At 73.8% G+C, this 21,689-nt stretch carries 21 protein-coding genes; 14 read left to right on the forward strand and 7 right to left on the reverse strand.

Annotation, left to right across the window (positions count from 1 at the left end; genetic code table 11):
- Positions 1 to 48: 48 nt before the first annotated feature.
- From purB to OHS33_RS05580, 3 genes are read left to right on the forward strand one after another with little or no spacing between them, the layout of a single operon-like run.
- On the forward strand, positions 49 to 1,482 hold the full coding sequence (gene purB, locus OHS33_RS05570; RefSeq protein ID WP_330329258.1) for an adenylosuccinate lyase: 1,434 nt from the start codon (positions 49 to 51) through the stop codon (positions 1,480 to 1,482).
- Entirely contained in the window at positions 1,479 to 2,021 is a 543-nt protein-coding gene (gene mug / locus OHS33_RS05575) for a G/U mismatch-specific DNA glycosylase (RefSeq protein WP_330334915.1), read from the forward strand. Before purB ends, mug begins: the two co-directional genes overlap by 4 nt.
- Positions 2,018 to 2,611, forward strand: a complete 594-nt coding sequence (locus OHS33_RS05580) for a hypothetical protein (RefSeq protein ID WP_330334916.1) — start codon at positions 2,018 to 2,020, stop codon at positions 2,609 to 2,611. Before mug ends, OHS33_RS05580 begins: the two co-directional genes overlap by 4 nt.
- Here the strand turns inward: OHS33_RS05580 and OHS33_RS05585 are convergent.
- Entirely contained in the window at positions 2,608 to 2,970 is a 363-nt protein-coding gene (locus OHS33_RS05585; RefSeq protein WP_330329259.1) for a hypothetical protein, read from the reverse strand. The genes OHS33_RS05580 and OHS33_RS05585 overlap by 4 nt on opposite strands.
- Before the next feature lie 212 nt (positions 2,971 to 3,182).
- Here OHS33_RS05585 and OHS33_RS05590 point away from each other — a divergent pair, with 212 nt between their 5' ends.
- Together OHS33_RS05590 and OHS33_RS05595 are read left to right on the forward strand one after the other, a co-directional pair.
- Positions 3,183 to 3,407 (forward strand): hypothetical protein, encoded by a 225-nt coding sequence (locus OHS33_RS05590; protein WP_330329260.1) that lies wholly within the window; start codon positions 3,183 to 3,185, stop codon positions 3,405 to 3,407.
- 155 nt (positions 3,408 to 3,562) lie between these two features.
- Positions 3,563 to 4,732 (forward strand): ROK family transcriptional regulator, encoded by a 1,170-nt coding sequence (locus tag OHS33_RS05595; RefSeq protein WP_330329261.1) that lies wholly within the window; start codon positions 3,563 to 3,565, stop codon positions 4,730 to 4,732.
- Positions 4,733 to 4,812: 80 nt separating this feature from the next.
- Here OHS33_RS05595 and OHS33_RS05600 read toward each other — a convergent pair whose 3' ends face one another.
- Positions 4,813 to 5,595 (reverse strand): GntR family transcriptional regulator, encoded by a 783-nt coding sequence (locus OHS33_RS05600; RefSeq protein ID WP_330329262.1) that lies wholly within the window; start codon positions 5,593 to 5,595, stop codon positions 4,813 to 4,815.
- Positions 5,596 to 5,911: 316 nt separating this feature from the next.
- On the opposite strand from OHS33_RS05600, the gene OHS33_RS05605 reads away from it, so the two are divergent.
- The 4 genes from OHS33_RS05605 (at position 5,912) to OHS33_RS05620 (ending at position 11,959) form a co-directional block, all read left to right on the forward strand.
- On the forward strand, positions 5,912 to 6,769 hold the full coding sequence (locus OHS33_RS05605; protein WP_330329263.1) for an alpha/beta fold hydrolase: 858 nt from the start codon (positions 5,912 to 5,914) through the stop codon (positions 6,767 to 6,769).
- Positions 6,770 to 6,922: 153 nt separating this feature from the next.
- Positions 6,923 to 8,485, forward strand: a complete 1,563-nt coding sequence (locus OHS33_RS05610; protein ID WP_330329264.1) for an alkaline phosphatase D family protein — start codon at positions 6,923 to 6,925, stop codon at positions 8,483 to 8,485.
- 120 nt (positions 8,486 to 8,605) lie between these two features.
- On the forward strand, positions 8,606 to 10,096 hold the full coding sequence (locus OHS33_RS05615; RefSeq protein WP_330329265.1) for a GNAT family N-acetyltransferase: 1,491 nt from the start codon (positions 8,606 to 8,608) through the stop codon (positions 10,094 to 10,096).
- Between the two features lie 165 nt (positions 10,097 to 10,261).
- The gene (locus tag OHS33_RS05620) at positions 10,262 to 11,959 is read left to right on the forward strand and encodes a DUF885 domain-containing protein (protein ID WP_330329266.1); all 1,698 of its coding nucleotides are present in this window, start codon (positions 10,262 to 10,264) and stop codon (positions 11,957 to 11,959) included.
- A 94-nt stretch (positions 11,960 to 12,053) separates the two neighbouring features.
- Here the strand turns inward: OHS33_RS05620 and OHS33_RS05625 are convergent, their stop codons facing one another.
- Positions 12,054 to 12,581: a rhodanese-like domain-containing protein gene (locus OHS33_RS05625; RefSeq protein ID WP_330329267.1), complete on the reverse strand. Its 528-nt coding sequence runs from the start codon at positions 12,579 to 12,581 to the stop codon at positions 12,054 to 12,056.
- 94 nt (positions 12,582 to 12,675) lie between these two features.
- Here OHS33_RS05625 and OHS33_RS05630 point away from each other — a divergent pair, with 94 nt between their 5' ends.
- Complete coding sequence (locus OHS33_RS05630) at positions 12,676 to 13,122, forward strand: Lrp/AsnC family transcriptional regulator (RefSeq protein ID WP_330329268.1); 447 nt, start codon at positions 12,676 to 12,678, stop codon at positions 13,120 to 13,122.
- Positions 13,123 to 13,184: 62 nt separating this feature from the next.
- On the opposite strand, the gene OHS33_RS05635 is transcribed toward OHS33_RS05630, so the two are convergent.
- The gene (locus tag OHS33_RS05635) at positions 13,185 to 16,199 is read right to left on the reverse strand and encodes an SMC family ATPase (RefSeq protein ID WP_330329269.1); all 3,015 of its coding nucleotides are present in this window, start codon (positions 16,197 to 16,199) and stop codon (positions 13,185 to 13,187) included.
- Entirely contained in the window at positions 16,196 to 17,380 is a 1,185-nt protein-coding gene (locus OHS33_RS05640; protein ID WP_330329270.1) for an exonuclease SbcCD subunit D, read from the reverse strand. The genes OHS33_RS05635 and OHS33_RS05640 overlap by 4 nt, the downstream gene beginning before the upstream one ends.
- Before the next feature lie 210 nt (positions 17,381 to 17,590).
- Here OHS33_RS05640 and OHS33_RS05645 point away from each other — a divergent pair, with 210 nt between their 5' ends.
- Positions 17,591 to 17,986, forward strand: coding sequence for a BlaI/MecI/CopY family transcriptional regulator (locus tag OHS33_RS05645; protein ID WP_330329271.1), 396 nt, complete (start codon positions 17,591 to 17,593; stop codon positions 17,984 to 17,986).
- Entirely contained in the window at positions 17,983 to 18,936 is a 954-nt protein-coding gene (locus OHS33_RS05650) for a M56 family metallopeptidase (RefSeq protein ID WP_330329272.1), read from the forward strand. The genes OHS33_RS05645 and OHS33_RS05650 overlap by 4 nt, the downstream gene beginning before the upstream one ends.
- A 42-nt stretch (positions 18,937 to 18,978) precedes the next feature.
- On the opposite strand, the gene OHS33_RS05655 is transcribed toward OHS33_RS05650, so the two are convergent.
- Positions 18,979 to 19,605 (reverse strand): YigZ family protein, encoded by a 627-nt coding sequence (locus tag OHS33_RS05655; protein WP_330329273.1) that lies wholly within the window; start codon positions 19,603 to 19,605, stop codon positions 18,979 to 18,981.
- Between the two features lie 96 nt (positions 19,606 to 19,701).
- Between OHS33_RS05655 and OHS33_RS05660 the strand changes: the two genes are divergently transcribed.
- A complete protein-coding gene (locus OHS33_RS05660) occupies positions 19,702 to 20,106 on the forward strand; it encodes a CoA-binding protein (protein ID WP_330329274.1) in 405 nt (134 codons plus the stop codon).
- 13 nt (positions 20,107 to 20,119) lie between these two features.
- Here the strand turns inward: OHS33_RS05660 and OHS33_RS05665 are convergent, their stop codons facing one another.
- Positions 20,120 to 20,698 carry a helix-turn-helix domain-containing protein gene (locus OHS33_RS05665; protein ID WP_330334917.1) on the reverse strand — a complete coding sequence of 193 codons (579 nt, stop codon included), beginning with the start codon at positions 20,696 to 20,698 and terminating at the stop codon, positions 20,120 to 20,122.
- 95 nt (positions 20,699 to 20,793) lie between these two features.
- Between OHS33_RS05665 and OHS33_RS05670 the strand changes: the two genes are divergently transcribed.
- Entirely contained in the window at positions 20,794 to 21,657 is an 864-nt protein-coding gene (locus tag OHS33_RS05670) for a DMT family transporter (RefSeq protein ID WP_330329275.1), read from the forward strand.
- The last annotated feature ends 32 nt before the right edge of the window (positions 21,658 to 21,689 follow it).

The raw sequence follows: 21,689 nt of genomic DNA on the forward strand, positions 1-21,689 counted from the left end.
ACCGACCTGCGTAAACGCACAGCCGAAGCGCAAGTAGAATCCCTACACGTGACTGCCAAGCCCCGCATCCCCAATGTCCTGGCCGGCCGCTACGCCTCCGCGGAGCTCGCCGTCCTGTGGTCCCCCGAGTACAAGGTGACGCTGGAGCGGCGGCTGTGGCTCGCCGTGCTGCGCGCCCAGAAGGACCTCGGTATCGAGGTGCCCGACGCGGCCCTCGCCGACTACGAGCGCGTCCTGGAACAGGTCGACCTGGCCTCCATCGCCGAGCGCGAGAAGGTCACCCGGCACGATGTGAAGGCCCGGATCGAGGAGTTCAACGCCCTCGCCGGCCACGAGCACGTGCACAAGGGCATGACCTCGCGCGACCTCACCGAGAACGTCGAGCAGCTCCAGATCCGGCTCTCCCTGGAACTGGCCCGTGACCGCACGGTCGCCGTGCTGGCCCGCCTCGGCAAGCTGGCCGCCGAGCACGCCGAGCTGGTCATGGCCGGGCGCTCCCACAACGTCGCGGCGCAGGCCACGACCCTGGGCAAGCGCTTCGCGACCGCCGCCGACGAGCTGCTCGTCGCCTACGGCCGCCTGGAGGACCTGCTGGAGCGCTACCCGCTGCGCGGGATCAAGGGCCCGGTCGGCACCTCCCAGGACATGCTCGACCTGCTCGGCGGCGACACCGCCAAGCTCGCCGACCTGGAGCAGCGCATCGCGGGCCACCTCGGCTTCGCGCACGCCTTCACCTCGGTCGGCCAGGTCTACCCGCGCTCGCTCGACTACGACGTGGTCACCGCGCTGGTGCAGCTCGCCGCCGCCCCGTCCTCGATCGCCAAGACCATCCGCCTGATGGCCGGACACGAGCTGGTCACCGAAGGCTTCAAGCCCGGCCAGGTCGGCTCCTCGGCGATGCCGCACAAGATGAACACCCGCTCCTGCGAGCGCGTGAACGGCCTGATGGTCATCCTGCGCGGCTACGCCTCGATGACCGGTGAGCTGGCGGGCGACACCTGGAACGAGGGTGACGTCTCCTGCTCCGTCGTCCGCCGGATCGCCCTGCCGGACGCGTTCTTCGCCTTCGACGGTCTGCTGGAGACCTTCCTGACCGTCCTGGACGAGTTCGGCGCGTTCCCGGCGGTCGTCGCCCGCGAGCTGGACCGCTACCTCCCCTTCCTCGCCACCACCAAGGTCCTCATGGGCGCGGTACGGGCCGGGGTCGGCCGCGAGGCCGCCCACGAGGTCATCAAGGAGCACGCGGTGGCCTCCGCGCTCGCGATGCGCGAGCAGGGCGCCGAGCGCAACGAGCTGCTCGACAAGCTGGCCGCCGACGAGCGCATGCCGCTGGACCGCGCACAGCTCGACGCGCTGATGGCCGACAAGCTGTCCTTCACCGGCGCGGCGGGCGACCAGGTCGCCGTGGTCGTCTCCCGCATCGAGGAGATCACCAAGCAGCACCCGGAGGCCGCCGGCTACACCCCGGGGTCGATCCTCTGACCCCCGAAGAGCTGGCCGCCGCCCGCGACCGCATCCTCCCGGATGTGGTCGCGGGCGGTTTGCGCGTCCTGTTCTGCGGGATCAACCCCGGCCTGCTGTCCGCCGCGACGGGCCACCACTTCGCCCGCCCCGGCAACCGCTTCTGGCCGGTCCTGCACCTGTCGGGCTTCACCCCGCGCCGCCTGGCTCCGGCGGAGCAGGAAGAGCTGCTGACCCACCGTCTGGGCATCACCAACGTCGTGGCCCGCGCCACCGCCCGCGCCGACGAGCTGAGCGCCGAGGAATTCCGCGAGGGCGGCCGCCTCCTGACGGCCAAGGTGGAACTCCTGCGCCCCCAGTGGCTGGCCGTGGTCGGCGTCACCGCCTACCGCACCGCCTTCGGCGAGCGGAAGGCCCAGATCGGCCCCCAGGAACGGACCATCGGCCCCACCCGGATCTGGGCCCTGCCCAACCCGAGCGGCCTCAACGCCCACTGGACCGCCGACACCATGGCCGAGGAGTACGCCCGCCTCCGCCTCGCCGCCGAGGCGGACCACTGACCACCCCGGAGGGCCCCCGCCCCCTCCTCTTCCTCGACGTGGACGGCCCGCTGATCCCCTTCGGCGGGCCGTCGCCCGAGTACCCGCCCCCGGATCCCCCGCTCCCTCCGGCAACCGCCGGGACGAACCCGCTCCTCTCCCGTCTGGACCCCGGTCACGGCCCCCGCCTGTCGGCACTGCCCTGCACCCTGATCTGGGCCACGACCTGGATGGCCGACGCCAACACCCAGCTCGCACCACGACTCGGCCTGCCACCCCTGGAAGTGCTCTCCTGGCCGGACCCGTCCGACGCGGACGAGGGAGCGGACCGGGAAGCACAGGTGGCACAGGAGGCGCAGGACCTGCGGATGGGCCTCCACTGGAAGACCCGTGGGCTGGTCTCCCGTGCCGCGGGCCGGCCGTTCATCTGGGTCGATGACGAGATCACGGACGCTGACCGGGCCTGGGTCCGCGCACACCACCCGGGCCTCGCCCTGCTCCATCGGGTCGACCCCCGGCGCGGCCTCACCGGCCCGGACTACGCCGCCCTCACCGACTGGCTCCGCGCCCTCTCCGGCCAACCGTCCCCCGGGGATCCGGCACCGCGCTAGGGCGGATCGATCACGGTCACCGCGGCCATCAGCTGCGGTGAGTGGTCGGCCCCCCACTCGGCCGCGTACACGACCACCCAGTGCTCACCGGCCCGCCACACGTGCACGTGGTCGGTGGTGCCGCTCATCTCCCCCCAGGGCTCCGGCACCTCCTCCCCCGAGACCACCCGGTCCAGCAGACTCCCCAGGGAGAACACCTGCGGTTCCCCCCAGCGCTCCGTCAACCCCTGGGTGAGCGCCCCGTACTCGGCCGAGATCTGGTCGGCCCCGGCTATCCGGTCGGCCGCGTCCTCATCGCCGTACCAATGGCTCTCGCCCAGCTCGACGAGGTGGTAGCCCGGACCGCTCCGCTCGGTCACCGATCTGCTCCGCGCCGCGGGGAACCCGCGAGTCCGGAGCCGGTCGATTGCCACGAGGTGCGCTGCCGTCGTCATGCCGTCAGTATCCCCAGGACCACTGACAACTGGCCTGGCGTCACGTGTCCCGGCGGACCCCTCCCTGTTCCTCCCCCGTCCGGGGGGAACTCCTCCCCAGCGCGGGGGAGAAACCCGTGCCTGCCTACACTCGCCGCGTGAACACCATCAAGTGCACCCAGTGCGGTGCCGTCGGCCTCGAACAGGGCTTCGTCGAGGACTCCGGAGAGAACTCACGGGGGTACGCGCGCTGGATAGCCGGGGCGTTGGAGCGCGGGGTCTTCGGCGGCGCGAAGCGGATGGGGCGGCCGCGCTGGCAGATCGACGCCTTCCGCTGCCCGCGGTGCGGACACCTCGAACTGTTCGCGCGCGAACGCGTCTGACGCCGCTCCCGGCCACCGTATCGGGGTTGGTGGCCCCGCCCTGGGGGTGCGGGGAGGAGGGGCGGGTTCCGGCCGATGGGGGGTCGCTTCTCGCCGTCACCCCAGGCGCGCAGTACGATCCGGCTGAACAAGCGCGCTAGCTGGGAGGACACACGTTGGGGCAGCTGACCGGCGGGGACCCCTCGCTGCTCCGGCGGATCAATTCCGCCGTGGTCTTGCGGGCGCTTCGCGCGGCCGATTCACCGACGCTCACGGATCTGACCCGGCTCACCGGGCTCTCCCGGCCCACGGTCGAGGGAGTCGTCGAGGGGCTCATCGGCACCGGGCTCGTCATGGAGGCCGAGGCGGAGGAGGGCGCTCGCAGACAGGGGCGGCCGGCCAGGCGGTTCCGGTTCCGCGCCGAGGCGGGCCACCTCCTCGGGATCGAGATCGGCTCGCACCGTGTCGCGGCACTGCTGTCGGGTCTGGACGGGCGGGTGATCGGGGCCGGTACCAAGGAGGTCGCCGAGTCGGCCACGGCCGACGAGCGGCTCGACCGGGTCCGGAGCACGGTCGCCGACCTGCTGCGGCGCGCCGGGGTCCCGCGGGACTCGCTGCGCGCGGTCGGCGTCGGCAGCCCCGGGATCGTGGAGGCGAACGGCACCGTGCGCCTGTGCACCGCCCTGCCGGGCTGGACCGGTCTCCCGCTCGGTGAGCGGCTGCAGCGGTCGTTCCGCTGCCCGGTCCAGGTGGAGAACGACGCCAACGCGGCGGCGGTCGCCGAGCACTGGAAGGGCGCGGGGCGGGACACCGACGACCTGGTGTTCGTCATGGCGGGCCTCAGCCCGGGTGCCGGTTCGCTGATCAACGGACGGCTGCACCGGGGCTTCGGCGGCGCGGCGGGCGAGATCGGCGCGCTGCACCTGCTGGGCCGTGACGTGACGCCGGAGAAGCTGTTGTCGACCACCGGCGAGCCGTTGCACCCGCTGGACGAGCAGGCCGTCGCCGCGGTGTTCGCGCTGGCCAAGCGGGGTGACGAGGGGGCGGTGGCCGCGGTGGAGCGGTTCATCCAGCGCCTGGTGCACGACGTGGCCGCCCTGGTCCTGGCGATGGACCCGGAGCTGGTGGTCGTCGGCGGCTGGGCGGCCGGGCTGGACGGGGTCCTGGACCCGCTGCGCCGGGAGCTGGAGCGGTACTGCCTGCGCCCGCCCCGCGTGACGCTGTCCCACCTCGGGGAGGCGGCGGTGGCGACCGGAGCGCTGCGCCTTGCGCTGGACCAGGCGGAGGAAGAACTCTTCGCGGTGGAGAAGGTCGAGAAGACGGTCACGGCCCGCGGCCGCGGCTGACCGCGAGGCGGCCCCCCGGAAGGGGGCCGCCTCGGGGTGGTGCGAGGGGGGAATGAGCAGCCAGGGGGCGGGACGGGGCGTCAGGAGGCGACGCGGGTTTCCGGGTGGTGGCTTATCTGGACGTCGCCCGAGTCCCCGAAGGTCAGCCGGCAGGTGTCCGCGCGGTAGGTCGCGACCGAGACCGCCGCGGTGCCCTCGGCCGTGAAGTAGCGGGTGGTGACCAGCAGGACCGGGGCTCCGGGCAGCCGGTCGAGTTCCTTGGCGTCGTCGGCGCGGGCCGAGCCGAGTTCCACGGAGCGGTCCTGGCCTTCGAGCACCAGGCGCTGCAGCTCGCGCAGTACGGCGCGGGCGCGGGCGGGGCCGGCCGGGGCGTCTATGCCGGAGAGGCCGGGCACCGAGGAGCCGGGGACGTACAGCAGCTCGGCGGCGACGGCCTGGCCCTGGGTGACGCGGGTCCGGCGCACCGTGTGCACGGTCTGGTCGGTCCCGAAGGGGACGGCGGACGCGGTGCCGAGGAGCTTGGCGACGGCGGCGCTCGGCAGGGTCTCGGCGGCGTCCACGAGCTGCCACCCGTCGACGGCCTCGCCGGGCCAGGAGTGCTGGGCGCTGCCGACGGCGACGCCGACCCGCGGCGGGGCCACGGTGGTGCCGACGCCGCGGCGGCGCTGGAGCCTGCCTTCGAGTTCCAGCTGTTCGAGGGCCTGGCGCAGGGTCGCGCGGGCCACGCCGAAACGGGCGGCCAGATCACGCTCGTTGGGCAGCACCTCGCCCACGGCGAAGTCCTGGTCGAGCGCCTCGCTGAGCACGGTCTTGAGATGCCAGTACTTCGGCTCCGGCACCGATTCGAGCTGCGTGGTCCCCACCCTGACTCCTCCTGCCATCGCTGCAATCGCCGTGTTCCAGCGGCAGTTCCGCGCCTTTGTTTATTAAAGGTCCTTGCACTATCCCTGCGACGATAGGACGGCACTTGGACTTGGTCAAGACCAATCCTCATCCCTATGCCGGGCATAACGGGTATTCGCATCAAGCCGTTCACAGGATGTTCTCGACGGCTCCGGAGGCTTGTAGTCGGGTGCTACCGGGCGGTAATCATTACTGACAGCGAGTCTCACAGCTGTCCCGGCCACACCCGGCCACCCGTCCACGCGACACCCGTCCGCGCCGCACCCGAGGAGCAGCATGACCAGCACCGCCTCCTTCGCCGTCGACTCCCCGCTCGGCCCCCGCACCACGACCGTCACCTACGAGCGCAAGGGCGCGGGAGAACCCCTCCTGCTGCTCCACGGCATCGGCCACCACTTCCAGGCCTGGCGGCCGGTCACCGACATCCTGGCCGCGGACCACGACGTCATCGCCGTCGACCTGCCCGGTTTCGGGGCCTCCGCGCCGCTGCCGGAGGGGGTCCCCTATGACCTCGCCACCGTCGCCCCCGCCCTCGGTGCCTTCTGCGCGGCCCTCGGCGTCGAGCGTCCGCACGTCGCGGGCAACTCCCTCGGCGGACTGCTCGCGCTCGAAATGGGCCGCGCCGGTCTGGCCCGCTCGGTGACCGCCCTCTCGCCCGCCGGGTTCTGGAGCGAGGCCGAGCGCCGCTACGCCTTCGGTGCGCTGCGCGCCATGCGGGCCGGGGCCCACGCCCTGCCGCGCCCCGCCGTGGAGCGGCTCGCCCGCAGCGCCGTGGGCCGGGCCGCCCTCACCGGCACCATCTACGCCCGCCCCGCCCGCCGGTCCCCCGAGGCCGTGGTCGCCGAGACCCTGGCCCTGCGCGGGGCGGCCGGTTTCGAGCCGACCCTGGCCGCGGGGGGCTCCGTACGGTTCACTCACGACGTGCCCGGGGTGCCGGTCACCATCGCCTGGGGCGAACGCGACCGGCTGCTGCTGCGCCGTCAGGGCGTACGCGCCAAGCACACCATCCCGGGCGCGCGGCTGGTCCGGCTGCCCGGCTGCGGGCACGTTCCCATGTCTGACGCACCCGCTCTGGTGGCACGGGTCATCCTCGACACGGCCCGCGCCGGACTCCCGGCCCCGGCCGCCGCCTGACGGGCCACCGCCTGACGGGCACTCACCCAAGGGCAGCCGTCCGGCTGACGGCTGTTCATCCACGGTTCGCGTGCGCGACGCGGGCGGGCCGGTGTGCCGGCGGCACACTGGTCCGGCCCGTGCGAGACCGACCGGAACCCTGGAGCCGCACCGATGCCGCACACCCGCCGGACCCTGCTCACCGGTTCGCTCGCCGCGTCCGCCGCGCTCGCCCTCCCGCTGGGCCTGGCCGCTCCGGCGTTCGCCCGGTCCGGCCGCCCGAGTGCCTCCTGGGGCACCCAGTCCGGTGAGGTCACCGAGCGGTCCGCGCTGATCTGGACCCGTTCGGACCGCCCCGCGCGGATGTACGTGGAAACCTCGCCCACCGAATCGTTCCGCCACGGGGTACGCCGCCACCCGGGCCCGCTGCTCGGCCCGGCCACCGACTTCACCGGCACCACCCCCCTGCGCGGCCTCCCGCCGGGCCAGCAGGTCCACTACCGCGTGGTGGTGGCCGATCCGGACGACCCCCGGCGCACCGGGGAACCCGTGTACGGCACCTTCCGCACCACGCCCGTCTCGCGCCGCTCCGGGGTCCGTTTCCTGTGGTCCGGGGACCTCGCCGGCCAGGGCTGGGGCATCAATCCGGACCTCGGTGGCTACCGGGTCTTCGACGAGATGCGCCTGCGCGACCCGGACTTCTTCCTCTTCAGCGGGGACACCATCTACGCGGACGGGCCGCTCCAGCCGAGCGTGACCCTGCCCGACGGCCGGACCTGGCGCAATGTGACCACCGAGGAGAAGTCGAAGGTCGCCGAGACCCTCGCCGAGTTCCGCGGGAACTTCCGCTACAACCTGCTCGATCGCAACCTCACCGCCTTCAACGCGCAGGTCCCCGTGATCGCCCAGTGGGACGACCACGAGGTGCGCAACAACTGGTACCCCGGCCAGCTGCTGGAGGACCCGCGCTACACGGTCAAGGAGGTCGACGTCCTGGCCGAACGCGCCCGCCGCGCCTTCGGCGAGTACTTCCCGGGCCGGGCGATCGACCCCGGCGAGCGCGCCGAGGGCCGGGTCCACCGCGTCGTCCGCCACGGCCCGCTGCTCGACGTCTTCGTCCTCGACATGCGCACCTACCGCAACGCCAACTCCCCGGACCGCCAGGCCGCCGACCCCGTCGGCATCCTGGGCGCCGAGCAGCTGGCCTGGCTGAAGCGGGAGCTGTCCCGTTCCCGCGCCACCTGGAAGGTGATCGCCGCCGACATGCCGCTCGGCATCGTCGTCGCCGACGGTACGGCCAATTTCGAGGCGGTCGCCCAGGGCGACCCGGGCGCCCCGCTCGGCCGGGAACTCCAGATCGCGGAACTGCTGCGCCACATCAAGCACCAGCGGATCACCGGCACCCTCTGGCTGACGGCCGACGTCCACTACACGGCGGCCAACCACTACGCCCCCGAGCGGGCGGCCTTCCAGGACTTCGCGCCGTTCTGGGAGTTCGTGTCCGGGCCCATCGGCGCGGGCGGCTTCCCGCACGGCGCGCTCGACGCGACCTTCGGGCCCGAGCGGGCCTACGTACAGTCGGCGCCGGTGGGCAACATGTCGCCGGCCGAGAACCCGCCGTACTACGGGGAGGTCGAGATCGACGGGGCAAGCGGTGAGCTGACCGTGCGGCTGCGCCGCCAGGGTGGCGGCGTACTGTTCACCAAGTCGCTCCGGCCGGGACAGGTGGGCCAGTAGCCGTGCCGTCGACGCTGCCGAGAGCCCGGAAAACAGGGCGAAATCGAGCGGATCGACACTTAACCAGTCGGTCACAAACCGTTCGTGATCACGCAACACCCCCGCGTCACAGTGGTGTGCATGACTGACCGCAGCCCCGCCGCCGCCCACCGTTCCCACCGCCCCCAGCGCACCCACCACTGGCGCCACGACCTCGTCGAGCTGGCCGCGCTGTTCTGCGCCGTGTCCGTCGCCGACGCCCTGGCCAATCTCGTGGTGCACGGTCCGAGCGGGCCCCTGATGCTGGTCGCCTCGGCGGTCGCGCTCCTGGTCACCGCCGGTTTCCACACCTGGTGGGCCCGCCGCCACAGCCACGCGCCGCCGCCGGGTCCGACCGCCCCCTCCGATACCGGCGCCCCGGCCGGGGCCGAGGTGACGGGGTCCGCGCACGCACGTACCGGTGCGAGTGCGGCGGACGCCGTGGCCGACCCGGTGACCGCGGGCTCCACCGCCCTGTGGCGGATGCGCACGACCGTACGGGACGAGCCCGGCAGCCTCGCCTCGCTCTGCACCGCGCTGGCCCGCCACCGCGTCGACATCCTGACCCTGCAGACCCACCCGCTCCCCGAGGGGGGCACGGTCGACGAGTTCCTGCTGCGCGCCCCGCAGGACCTGCCCTCCGCCGAGCTGACCCGCGCCGTCGCCCAGGCGGGCGGCCACAGCACCTGGATCGAGCGCGCCGACGCCCACGACCTGGTCGACACCCCGACCCGGATGCTGGGGCTGGCCACCCGGACCGCCCTGGACGCCGCCGAACTGCCGCTCGCGCTGCGCCAGCTGCTCGGCCGCTGCACGATCCACTCGATCCCGGCCACCACCCTCACCGGCCGCCCCAACGCGGCGGCCCACGCTCCCGTCGAGGGCGTGCTGGAGTCCACCACGATGCGGCTGCGCGACCCCTCGGGCGGTGCGATCACCGTGGAGCGCCCCTACCTTCCCTTCACCCCGACCGAGTTCGCGCGGGCCCGCGCCCTGGTCGAGCTGGACGCCCGGCTCGGCCCGCGCGTCCCGCGCAGCCAGGACGTGCTGACCCTGCCCGAGGGCAATGAGATCACCGTGCGCCGCGCGGACGGATCCGACCTCCCGGCGGCCCGCGCCATGCACGACCGCTGCTCCGAGCGGACGCTGGGCCTGCGCTACCACGGGCCGGTCGCCGACGCCGACCGCTACCTCGGCCACCTGCTGAGCCCGCGCTTCGGCCGTACCCTGGCCGCCACCACCGCCTCCGGGAAGCTGGTGGCCCTCGGGCACCTGCTCTGGGACGGCGACGAGACCGAGGTGGCCCTGCTGATCGAGGACGACTGGCAGCGCCGGGGCATCGGTTCCGAACTGCTCGGCAGGCTGATCTCGATGGCGGTCGAGGCCCGCTGCGACAGCGTGTACGCCGTCACCCAGGCCTCGAACACCGGCATGGTGGCCGCCATGCGCGGCCTCGGCCTCCCGCTCGACTACCAGATCGAGGAGGGCACCCTGGTGATCACGGCCCGCCTGGACGCCGTCACGGCCGGCTCCCGGCCGGCGCACGGCCAGGGCGAGCAGCGCCCGTACGAGAGCCCGCGCCACCAGAACTGACACGCACTCCGGGCGTCCGGCCCGCCGCTTTCCGGGTGGCGCACCCGCCCCCCACGCCACCGGAAAGCGGCGGCGAGCCGCCGTGTCCCGGCGCTTTCGCGCACGTCAGGCTGCCGAGAGCGAACGGTAGTGACGCGGACGGGTCTCCCGTATGAAGATGTCCGAATGTCAGACACCCTCCACAGCGGCAACCAGCTGCCCCGCCAGGTCGCGGACGCGTACGTCGACGACCTCATCGCACTCGACCCGATCACCGGCACCTACCTCGGTGTCGCCGCGAGTTCCGCCAAACTCCCGGACTTCTCCCCCGCCGGGCGCGAGGCCTCCGCCGAACTCGCCCGCACCACCCTCGCCAAGCTCGACGCCGCCGAACTGCTCCCCGGCGGCGACAGCGACGCCGAGCGCCGCTGCGCCCGTCTGCTGCGCGAGCGCCTGACCGCCGAACTCGCCGTGCACGAGGCCGACGAGGACCTGCGCGCCGTCAGCAACATCCACTCCCCGGCGCACAGCGTCCGCGAGGTCTTCACGCTGACCCCCGCCGACACGGACGAGGACTGGGCCGCGATCGCCGAACGGCTGCGCGCGGTTCCCACCGCCTTCGCCGGATACCGCGAGTGCCTCCAGCTCGGTCTGGACCGCGGCCTGCTCGGCAGCCCGCGCCCCACCGCCACCTTCATCGGCCAGCTCGGCACCTGGGCCGGCGAGGACGGCGAGGGCCCCGGCTTCTTCGCCGACTTCGCCGCGGCCGGTCCCGAGGCCCTGCGGGCCGAACTCGACGCCGCCGTCGAGGGGGCGAACGAGGCCGTCGTCGCGCTCCGCGACTGGATGCGCGACGTGTACGCCCCGGCGGTCAAGGGCGCCCCGGACCCGGTGGGCCGCGAGCGCTACGCCCGCTGGTCGCGCTACTTCAACGGCACGGACCTGGACCTGGACGAGGCCTACGCCTACGGCTGGTCGGAGTACCACCGGCTGCTCGCCGAGATGAAGACCGAGGCGGCCAAGATCCTGCCCGACGCGAGCCCCTGGGACGCGCTGCGCCACCTCGACGAGCACGGCACCCACATCGAGGGCGTCGACGAGGTCCAGGCGTGGCTGCAGGGCATCATGGACGAGGCCATCCAGAACCTCGACGGCACCCACTTCGAACTCGCCGAGCGCGTGCGCAAGGTGGAGTCCCGGATCGCCCCGGCGGGCGGCGCCGCGGCCCCGTACTACACCTCCCCCTCGGAGGACTTCTCGCGTCCGGGCCGCACCTGGCTGCCGACCATGGGCCAGACCCGCTTCCCCGTCTACGACCTGGTCTCGACCTGGTACCACGAGGGCGTCCCGGGTCACCACCTCCAGCTCGCGCAGTGGACGCACGTGGCGGACCAGCTCTCCCGCTACCAGGCCACGGTCGGCTGGGTCAGTGCCAACTGCGAGGGCTGGGCCCTGTACGCCGAGCGCCTGATGGACGAGCTGGGCTACCTCACGGACGCCGAGCAGCGCCTGGGCTACCTGGACTGCCAGATGATGCGCGCCGCGCGGGTCATCGTCGACATCGGCATGCACCTGGGTCTGGAGATCCCGGCGGACTCGCCGTTCCACCCGGGCGAGACCTGGACCGTGGACCTGGCGCAGGAGTTCTTCGGGCTGCACAGCGGCCGCCCCGCGGACTTCATCGAGAGCGAGCTGACCCGCTACGTCTCGATGCCCGGCCAGGCGATCGGCTACAAGCTGGGCGAGCGCGCGTGGCTGCTGGGCCGGGAGAACGCCCGCGCCGCGCACGGCGAGTCCTTCGACCTGAAGGCCTGGCACATGGCGGCCCTCTCGCAGGGTTCGCTGGGCCTGGACGACCTGGTGGACGAGCTGTCCAAGCTCTGACCGCCGCACACCGCGACGGGCCGTTCGCTCCCCTCGGGGAGTGAACGGCCCGTCGTCTTGCGGCCAGAAGTCAGGGGCCAGGTGTGCCCCGGTGTCAGCAGCCGCAGTCGTCGGAGTCGGTGGGGGCGGTCAGCGGGTCGGCCTCGGGACGCTGCTCCCGGCCCTGCCAGGTCTCGACCTCGAAGCCCTCGCGGATCCAGTACTCGATGCCGCCGAGCATCTCCTTGACCTGGAAGCCGAGCTGCGCGAGGGCGAGGGCGGAGCGGGTGGCGCCGTTGCAGCCGGGGCCCCAGCAGTACGTGACCACGGGGACATTCTTGTCGAGGAGCCGCTCGGCCTGCTCGGGGATGAGGGCCGTGGGCAGGTGGACCGCGCCGGGGATGTGGGCCTGGTCCCAGGAGGGGGTGGAGCGCGAGTCGATGATCTGGAAGCCGAGTTCGGCGCCGTGCTCACGGTGGGCCTTGAGGGCGCCGGCGACGTCGGAGACGTCCGCGTGGAAGGCGAGGCTGGCGGCGAAGTACGCGGCGGCCGCCGCGGGGGTGGCCGGGGGCACCCGGAGCACGGAGTTGGTGGTGGCGGTGTGGGCGGTGCCGGTGGCGGTGGGCTGCTGCGTCGTCGTCATGGCTCAAAATCTACGATCGCGTGATCATCTTTGGAAGTGGAATTCCACTGGCTTCCGCTTGCTCCGCCGGGATTTCCCCTGCTAGACCTGGCACATGACCGACTATTCCCCTGACGCCACCGACTGGCGCATCCTGGAGGCGCTCCAGGCCGACGGCCGCGCCACCTTCGCCGAGCTGGCCCGCGCGGTCGCGATGTCCCCGAGCGCCGTCACCGAGCGGGTGCGGCGGCTGGAGGAGGCGGGCGTGATCACCGGGTACACCGCGACGGTCGATCCGCAGAAGCTCGGGAAGTCCATCATGGCGCTGGTGCGGCTGCGCTATCCGCACGGGAACTACAAGCCGTTCCACGATCTCCTGGAGGCCACGCCGGAGATCCTGGAGGCCCACCACGTCACGGGTGACGACTGCTTCGTCCTCAAGGTCGTGTCCCGCTCGATGTCCCACCTCGAAGAGGTCACCGGCAGGATCGCCGGGCTCGGCTCGGTGACGACCAGCGTCATCTACTCCTCGCCACTGTCCCGGCGCCCGCTCAGTCCCTGACGGAAAGCAATGGATACTCACCCTCCGTGACGGTCGGGTGACGCCCGCGCGGGCACCCTTGACTACGACGGGGCGTCGCCCGTGTGGTGGCGCACCACCGAACCACCTCGCTGCTTGACAATCTCCAACTGGGTCTGGACCCGCGTGCGCAGGTCCGCGACGTGACTGACGATCCCGACACTGCGGTCCCGCTCCCGCAGCGAGTCGAGTACGTCGAGCACCTCGTCCAGGGCCTGTTCGTCCAGGCTGCCGAAGCCCTCGTCGATGAAGAGGGTGTCCAGGCGCATCCCGCCCGCCTCGTCGGTCACCACGTCGGCGAGCCCGAGCGCCAGGGCGAGCGAGGCGAAGAAGGTCTCGCCGCCGGACAGGGTGGCGGTGTCCCGCTCACTGCCGGTCCAGGCATCGACCACGTGCAGGCCGAGTCCGGAGCGGCCCCGGCCGCCCGCCCTGGCGTCGGAGTGGACCAGCGTGTACCGGCCGCCGGACATGCGCAGCAGCCGTACCGTCGCGGCCGCCGCGACCTGTTCCAGCCGGGCGGCCAGTACGTAGGCCTCCAGGCGCATCTTGCGCTCGTTGTCGGCGGAGGTGCCCGCGGTGAGACCGGCCAGGCCGGCCACCCGGTCGTAGCTCTCGCGGAGCGGGCCGAGCGCGCGCAGTTCGCTCTCGGCCTGCCGGGACAGCCGGTCCAGTTCGGCGCAGCGCTGCCGCGCGGCGTCCGCGGCCGAACCGGCGGTGCGCAGCCGGGCCGCTGTCCGTTCGGCCCGTTCCTCGGCGGCGCGCGGGTCGGCAGGGGGCTGCGTGGCCGCCCGGGCCGCGTCGGCCTCGGCGAACCGGTCGGCCAGCAGCGCCTCTTCGGCCTGCCAGGCGTCCATCCGGCGTTGCAGGGCGCTGTGTTCGTAGGCGCTGAGCACCGCGTCGGCGGCCGCCTCGGTGGTGTCGAAGCCCGCCCGGAAGGCGGCGTCGGCGAGCCGTCCGTCGGCTTCCTTCAGGCGTTCCGCGGCTGCTTCGGCGCGGTGCAGTGCGGCGGCGGCGTCCGCCACCAGCCGGACCCGGGTCTCCAGCAGCCGGGCGCGGTCGCCGACGCTGGCCGAGCCGGCCCGGACGCGGGCCAGTTCCTCCTCCAGCGCCTGCTGTTCCTCGTCCAGGGCCTCGCGGCGCGAGGAGCGGGCGGCGATGCGGCGTTCGGCGTCGAGCCGGTCGGCGCTGCGGGAGGCGTGTTCGCGTTCGGCATGGGCCAGCCGCTCTCGGGCTCCGTGCAGTCCCGCCGCCGCGGAGTGGGCGGCCGCGTGCAGAGCGGTCAGCTCCTGGGCGCGGTCGAGCAGTTCGGCCGTGGTGGCGTCCCCGGCGGCGGCCGCCGCGTCGGTGTGGGCCTGCCGCACCGCGGCCAGTTCGCGTTCGGTCCGCGCGCGCCGTTCCTCGGCCCGTTCGAAGCGGGCGTGGGCGGCGTCCTCCGCGGCGCGGTCCACATGGCCGGGGGCCGGGCGGGCCGGTGCGGGGTGGTCGGCCGAGCCGCAGACGGTGCACGGTTCCCCCGCGACGAGTGCCTCGGCGAGTTCGGCGGCGATCCCGCGCAGCCGGGTCTCCTTCAGCTCCAGCCAGCGCTCCCGGGCCGCCGCGGACTCCTCGCGTACGGAGAGCAGCTCGCCGGAGGTGGCCCGCGCCTCGGCGGCGAGCGCGTCCCGGCGCCGGGCCGCGGCCAGGTGCTGCCGGGCGGGCTCCAGCCGGCCCGCCAGGTGTTCGGCCTGGGTCGCGGCCTGCTGGGCGGTGTCCACGCGTTCGCGCAAGGCGGCCCGCAGGGGTTCCCAGCGGGCGAGCCAGTCGGCCGACTCCTGCTGCTGTTCCTCGGCGGCGCGGGACTCGCGGTCCAGGGCGGCGCGTTCGCGGGAGATGTCGGCGCTGCGCTGTTCGGCGCGCTGGGCGGCGCCGAGCGCGCCGAGTTCCCCGCGCAGTCGCTGTTCGAGGGCCGCGAGCTGCTCGGCGCCCGCCTCGGCGAGGTCGGGGTGCAGCCGTCGCCGCGCGTCGTCGACGGCGTGCGCGGCGGCCCGGTGGGCCGCGGCCGCCGCTTCACGCAGGTCGAGGGCGGGGGCCACCAGGGCGCCCCGGCGGGCCCGGTCGAGGAGTGTGCGGACCCGTTCCCGCTCGGGTGCGGCCTCGGCGAGGACCTCGGCGCGGTGCACGGCTTCGGCGTGGCGCCGCTGGAGCCGGTCGAGTTCGCGGGCGTCCTCGGCGGCCCGGCGGGCCGCCGCGTGCCGGTGTTCGACGGCGGTGAGGGCGTGGGTGCGTACGGTCAGCCGTTCGCGGGCCGAGCAGCGGGCCACGGCCGCCCAGGCCCGTACCGCCTCGGCGAGCCCGGGGTCGCCGGGCTGGTGCGCGGGATGCGGCCAGGCGCGCAGGTCGGCGCTGTCCCCGGCGGCCTGGGCGAGGCGCTGGGCCGTGCCGAGGACCTTCTCGTCGCCCGCGCGCACCTTGGCCTCGGCGGCCCGGCGCTGTTCGGCGAGCAGGGTTTCGACGGCGGCGAAGCGGCGGGTGTCGAAGAGCCGTCCCAGCAGTCGGCCACGGGCTTCGGCGTCGGCGCGCAGGAACCGCGCGAACTCGCCCTGGGGCAGCAGCACCACCTGGCAGAACTGTTCCCGGCTCATGCCGAGCAGCTGCTCGATCTCCTCGCCGATCTCCTGGTGGGAGCGGCTGAGTCCCTGCCAGCCCGGCTCGCCGAGGTGTTCGCGGAGCCGGCTCTGGGCCTTGTCCTTGGTGGTGCCGGTGCCGCGCTTCTTGGGGCGGGGCTGTTCGGGGCGCCGGGTGATCTCCAGGCGGCGGCCGCCGGCGGTGAGTTCGAGGGTGACCTCGGTGGCCGTCTCGGGGGCGGCGTGGTCGCTGCGCAGGCTGGTGCCGGGTGCCTGGCGCGGGCCGGGGACGGAGCCGTACAGGGCGTAGCAGACCGCGTCGAGCACGGAGGTCTTGCCCGCGCCGGTGGGCCCGTGCAGGAGGAAGATCCCGGCGCCGGAGAGCGCGTCGAAATCGATCTCCTGGGGTTCGGCGAAGGGCCCGAAGGCGGTGACCTTGAGCCGGTGCAGCCTCATCGCTCCCGCTCCCGGTGTCCGTTGTCGAGCAGCGCGCCGTCCACGCGCACGCCGTCGAAGGCGGCCCGCAGCACGGCCCGTTCGCCCTCGTCGGCCGCGCCCCCGCCGCGGACGTGGGTGACGAAGTCCTCGGCGATCTCCTGGTCGCTGCGGCCCTTGAGGCGCTGCGCGTAGGAGGCGCCGTCGTCCTCCTCGCGGCCCTGGGGGTCGAAGGCGAGGCTGAGGGTGTGCGGGAAGCGGACGGTGAGCCGGGCCATCGGGTCCTCGGGGCGGACCGGGTCGGTGAGGGTGGCCTCGACCCACGCCTGCTCGTGTCCGGCGAGCGCGGGGTCCTCCAGGAGTTCCTCCAGGGGGCCGCGGATGCGGGCGAGCGGGCGCGGCACGGGGGTGTCGATCCGCTCGGCCACCACGTCCGTGCCGGGGGCGCCCAGTTCGATCAGCCACATGGTCTTGCGGTGGTGGACCTCGGAGAAGGAATAGGCGAGCGGGGAACCGGAGTAGCGGACCCGTTCGTTGATCGTCTGGCAGCCGTGCAGATGGCCGAGTGCGGTGTAGTCGATGCCGTCGAAGAGGGAGGCGGGCACCGATTCGACCCCGCCGACGGCGATGTCGCGTTCGCTGTCGCTGGCCTGGCCGCCGGTGACGAAGGCGTGCGCGAGGACGACGGACCGGGTGCCGGGGCCGCGGGTGGCGAGGTCGTCGCGGATCCGGTCCATGGCGGCGCCGAGCACCGCCTCGTGGCTCACCTTCGGTGCGTCGAGGGCGTCCTTGACCAGGGCCGGTTCGAGGTACGGCAACCCGTAGAGCGCGACCTCGCCGTGTACGTCGCCCAGTACGACGGGGTCGGCGCACCCGGCGGGGTCGGTCCGCAGGTGGATCCCGGCCCGGCCGATCAGCCCGGCCCCCACGCCGAGCCGCCGGGCGGAGTCGTGGTTGCCGGAGATCATCACGGTGGGCACACCGAGGTCGGCGAGGCGGTGCAGTACCTGATCGAACAGCTCGACGGCGGGCAGGGGCGGCACGGCCCGGTCGTAGATGTCGCCCGCGACGAGCACGGCGTCCACCTCGCGCGCGCGGACGGTCTCGACGAGGTGGTCGACGAAGGCGGCCTGGGCCCCGAGCAGGTTCACCCGGTGGAAGGCCCGGCCGAGGTGGAGGTCGGAGGTGTGCAGGAGTCTCATGACGCGTCCCCGACCTGCACGTGTACCGATCCTCCTCGACCCGCGGAACCCGCTCGGACCGGCAGGGTGTGCGGCGGTCGGCGGCTTCCACTCTAATGCCGGTGCACCGGCGGACGGGACCGGAACCGTTACGGACGGCGGAGCACCGCCGCACTACACTGCCGTAGACGGTCTACATCACCGTAGACGGCAGAAGCGAGGAGCGTCCCGATGGGTGAGGCCAACCCGGAACGGCTACCGGCCGGCGAGCTGGAGTCCTCGGTGCTCGCCGTCCTGTGGGCGGCCGCCGCGCCGCTGACCCCCGGCCAGGTCCAGGGGGCGCTGGGCACCTCGCACGCGCGGACGACCGTCACGACGATCCTGTCCCGGCTCCACGAGAAGGGCGCGGTGTCCCGCACCCGCTCCGGGCGCGGTTTCGCCTACCTCCCGACCGAGGACGCCTCCGGGCTCACGGCTCGGCGCATGCACTCGGAGCTGCAGAAGACCGAGGACCGCGGCGCGGTGCTGACCCGTTTCGTCTCCCAGCTGAGCGACGACGACGAACAGCTGCTGCGGTCCCTGCTCGACGGAGGCGGCGACGGAGGCACCGACGGGGGCACCGCATGATCTACGCGGTCTGGCTGCCGCTCCTCGTCCCCTTCCTCGCCGGACCCGTGGGCCACCGGCTGGCGGCCTGTCTGCCGCCCCGGCAGGCCGCGTGGCTGCTGACCGTCGCCGCGGCCGGTCTGGCCCTCGGCAGTTCGGTGGCGCTCGCCCTGCTCGTCGTCCCCGGCGCCACGCACCTGCGCGTCGTGGCGGTCCTGGGCAGGCTGCTCACCCCCCTGCGGACGGGTTCGCCCGACGCCGTGGTGGCGGTGGCCGTCGTGGCCGCGGCCCTGCTGGCCTGGTCCGTCGCGCGGCTGGTGCGGGGCGCGAACCGGCGGTGGGCCCAGGTGCGCCGCGCCGGGCGGCTGGCGGCGCACGCCCACGGCGAGCTGGTGGTCCTGGACGAGCCGGGGCCGGACGCCTACGCGCTGCCCGGAAGCCCGGGCCGGATCGTGGTGACCACCGGCATGCTGCACGCGCTGTCGGCCGCCGAGCGCGAGGCGCTGTTCGCCCACGAACGCGCGCACCTGCGCGAGCGGCACCACCTCTTCGCGGCCGTGGTCGACCTGGCGGCGCTGTGCCATCCGGCGCTGCGCGCGCTGCGCGAACCGCTCGCCTACGCCCTGGAGCGCAGCGCCGACGAGGCGGCCGCGCGCGCCACCGGCGACCGGGGTCTGACGGCCCGGGCGATCGGCCGGGCCGCGCTGGCCGCGCGCGCCGCCGGGACGCCCGGCCCGGCCCGGCCCGCCTTCGCGCTGGCCGCGACGGCCGGTCCGGTACCGCGCCGGGTGGCGGCCCTGCTCGGCCGTCCGGTGGAGGCCGCGCCCGCGCCGCGTACCCGTACGGCCCGGCGGCTCACCGCCGCCGCCCTGCTGGCCTGCCTGGTCCTGTCCGGCGCCGCGGCCCTGGACGCGGCGCGGGACCTGCACGCGGGCATCGAGGCGGCGCAGGGCGAGTCCGCCGGGAAGTGACCCCGCCGCCCACCGCTCCGTTCAAGGGGCGCTGGTCCCACCTCAGGGGGCGTACGTCTCGCCGCCCAGGGTGAGGGTCGCGCTGCCCGCCGTACTGTCGGCGAGCCACGCCTCGAAGGCGGGCAGATCGGCCTCGGGCAGGGCGATCTCGATCTCCACGGCGGCGCCGTAGCGCAGGTCGACCACGGTCCGGCCGGTCGAGCGCAGGTCGTTCTGGGTCTTGCCGGCCCGCTGGTGGTCGACGGTGACGGTGACGAGGCGGTAGCGGCGGCGGGTGACGGTGCCCAGGGTGTCGAGGGCCTCGCCGACCACGCCGCCGTAGGCCCGGATCAGCCCGCCCGCGCCGAGCTTCACGCCGCCGTAGTAGCGGGTGACCACGGCCACGGCGTAGCGGATGTCGCGCCGCATCAGCATCTGCAGCATGGGCACTCCGGCGGTGCCGCCGGGTTCGCCGTCGTCGCTGGCCTTCTGGACGGAGGCGTCGGCTCCGACGACGTAGGCGTAGCAGTTGTGCGAGGCGGTGGGGTGCTCCTTGCGGATGCGGGCGACGAAGTCCTGGGCCTCGCGCTCGGTCGCGGCGGGCGCGAGCGCGCAGAGGAAGCGCGAGCGGTTGATCTCGGACTCGTGGACGCCCTCGCGGGCCACCGTGACGTACTGGTCTGCCTTCACCCGCTCCACCCTAAGGGGAATCGGACAGGTGTCCTCCCTGTTGAAGCCGGGTGCGGGCGGCACCCGGCCGGCCCGCGAGAGCAGGAGGCGGCGCGCGTGTACGGCGACCCGGCAACCATCCGCAGGATCCTCACCGAGCACGGCGACACCTGGGCGGTGGTGGGGCTGTCCAACAACAGCGACCGCGCCGCCTACGGCGTGGCCCGGGTGCTCCAGCGGTTCGGGAAGCGGGTGGTCCCGGTGCACCCGAAGGCGGAAACGGTCCACGGCGAGCAGGGGTACCCCTCGCTGGCCGCGATCCCGTTCCCGGTGGACGTGGTGGACGTCTTCGTGAACAGCGCGCTGGCCGGTCCGGTCGCGGACGAGGCCGTCGCGGCCGGTGCCCGGGCCGTCTGGTTCCAGCTCGGCGTGGTCGACGAGGAAGCCTTCGCCCGGACGACCGCCGCCGGGCTGGACATGGTCATGGACCGATGCCCGGCGATCGAGATCCCGGCCCTGTAACGGCAAGGACTGCCTACGGGCGCCCCAGCGGCGGGATGGACACCGCCATGGTCATCTCCATCGGGACGGGGCCGTCGTTGCGGTAGGCGTGCGGTGCGTTCGCCTCGAAGGACACGGCTCCGCCCGCCGGTACGGCGTACTCCTGGCCGTCGACCAGGAGCGTGAGGGCCCCGGCCGTGACGTGCATCATCTCGACGGTGCCGGCCGGGTGCGGGTCCGAGGCGGTGCCTTCGCCGGGCTCCAGCCGGTACGCCCACATCTCCAGCGGCCCGCGCCGGTCGTCGCCGAGCAGCATGTCGCTGCCGCTGCCGCCCTCGGTCGACCACATCCGCACCGCTTGTCCCGGGAGCACCACGTGCACCCGGGGGGTGGGCTCGTGGTCGAGGAGGGTGGTGATGCTGACGCCGAGGGCGTCGGCCAGTTTGACGGTGGTGCCGACGCTGGGGTTCGTACGGGCCTGCTCGATCTGGATGATCATCCCCCGGCTCACCCCCGCGCGGGCCGCCAGCGCGTCCAGGGTGAAACCCCGCTCGCCGCGGCACTTCTTGAGGTTCCGGGCGAGCGCCTGGGTGAGCTGTTCGAGATCCGACACCATACCGTCCAATATTCTGGATGACAGAGTTCAATGGGTTGAACTATCGTGCATTGCACTCACTGGTTCAATGCACTGTACTGCGAGGTCCTGCCATGACCGCCCTGTTCGCCCTGGCCACAGCCATTCTGTGGGGTCTCGCCGATTTCGGGGGCGGATTGCTGACGCGCAGGATCCCGGCGCTCACCGTGGTCGTCGCCTCCCAGGCCGTCGCCGTCGTCGTGCTCGGCTCGATCGTGCTCGGCACCGGCGCGTGGCGCGAGGCCGGACCGCAGCTGTGGTTCGCGGTCGCCGCGGGCCTGGTGGGGCCCCTCGCCATGCTGAGTTTCTACAAGGCGCTCGCGCTCGGTCCGATGGGCGTGGTCTCGCCGCTCGGTTCGCTCGGGGTCGTCGTACCGGTCGGGGTCGGGCTGATGCTCGGCGAGCGGCCGGGGCTCGGCCAGATCGCGGGGATCGCGGTGGCCCTGGTGGGCATCCTGCTGGCGGGCGGGCCCGAGCTGCGCGGGGCGCCCGTACAGCGGCAGGCGCTGCTGCTCACCCTCGGCGCGGCCTTCGGCTTCGGCGCGGTCATGGCCCTCATCTCGGAGGCCTCCAGCGGGCTCACGAGCCTGTTCCTCGCCCTGTTCGTGCAGCGCGTGACCAATGTGGCGGCGGGCGGGGCCGCGCTCTGGGCCTCGGCGCGCCGCGGGAACCCGGTGCTCCCGGCGGGCGGCCGCTCGACGCTGTGGTCCATGCTGCCCGCGCTGGCCTTCGTCGGGCTCGCGGACGTCGCGGCCAACGGCACCTATTCGGTCGCCGCGCAGAACGGTCCGGTGACGGTGGCCGCCGTACTGTCCTCGCTGTACCCCGTCATCACCGCGTTCGCCGCCTTCGCCCTCCTGAAGGAACGGCTGCGCACGGTCCAGGCGGCGGGCGCCGGCCTCGCCCTGGCCGGCACCGTCCTGCTGGCCGCGGGGTAGCAGTCCGGACCAGGGAGGGCCGGCCAGGGGAT

It is taken from the genome of Streptomyces sp. NBC_00536, from assembly GCF_036346295.1.
Taxonomy (GTDB): domain Bacteria; phylum Actinomycetota; class Actinomycetes; order Streptomycetales; family Streptomycetaceae; genus Streptomyces.

Excerpts from the sequence above, each read along its gene's own strand:
- OHS33_RS05605 (WP_330329263.1), top strand. The coding sequence starts at position 5,912 with ATGACCAGCACCGCCTCCTTCGCCGTCGACTCCCCGCTCGGCCCCCGC.
- OHS33_RS05610 (WP_330329264.1), top strand. The coding sequence starts at position 6,923 with ATGCCGCACACCCGCCGGACCCTGCTCACCGGTTCGCTCGCCGCGTCC.
- OHS33_RS05615 (WP_330329265.1), top strand. The coding sequence starts at position 8,606 with ATGACTGACCGCAGCCCCGCCGCCGCCCACCGTTCCCACCGCCCCCAG.
- OHS33_RS05620 (WP_330329266.1), top strand. The coding sequence starts at position 10,262 with ATGTCAGACACCCTCCACAGCGGCAACCAGCTGCCCCGCCAGGTCGCG.
- OHS33_RS05625 (WP_330329267.1), bottom strand. The coding sequence starts at position 12,581 with ATGACGACGACGCAGCAGCCCACCGCCACCGGCACCGCCCACACCGCC.
- OHS33_RS05630 (WP_330329268.1), top strand. The coding sequence starts at position 12,676 with ATGACCGACTATTCCCCTGACGCCACCGACTGGCGCATCCTGGAGGCG.
- OHS33_RS05635 (WP_330329269.1), bottom strand. The coding sequence starts at position 16,199 with ATGAGGCTGCACCGGCTCAAGGTCACCGCCTTCGGGCCCTTCGCCGAA.
- OHS33_RS05640 (WP_330329270.1), bottom strand. The coding sequence starts at position 17,380 with ATGAGACTCCTGCACACCTCCGACCTCCACCTCGGCCGGGCCTTCCAC.
- OHS33_RS05645 (WP_330329271.1), top strand. The coding sequence starts at position 17,591 with ATGGGTGAGGCCAACCCGGAACGGCTACCGGCCGGCGAGCTGGAGTCC.
- OHS33_RS05650 (WP_330329272.1), top strand. The coding sequence starts at position 17,983 with ATGATCTACGCGGTCTGGCTGCCGCTCCTCGTCCCCTTCCTCGCCGGA.
- OHS33_RS05670 (WP_330329275.1), top strand. The coding sequence starts at position 20,794 with ATGACCGCCCTGTTCGCCCTGGCCACAGCCATTCTGTGGGGTCTCGCC.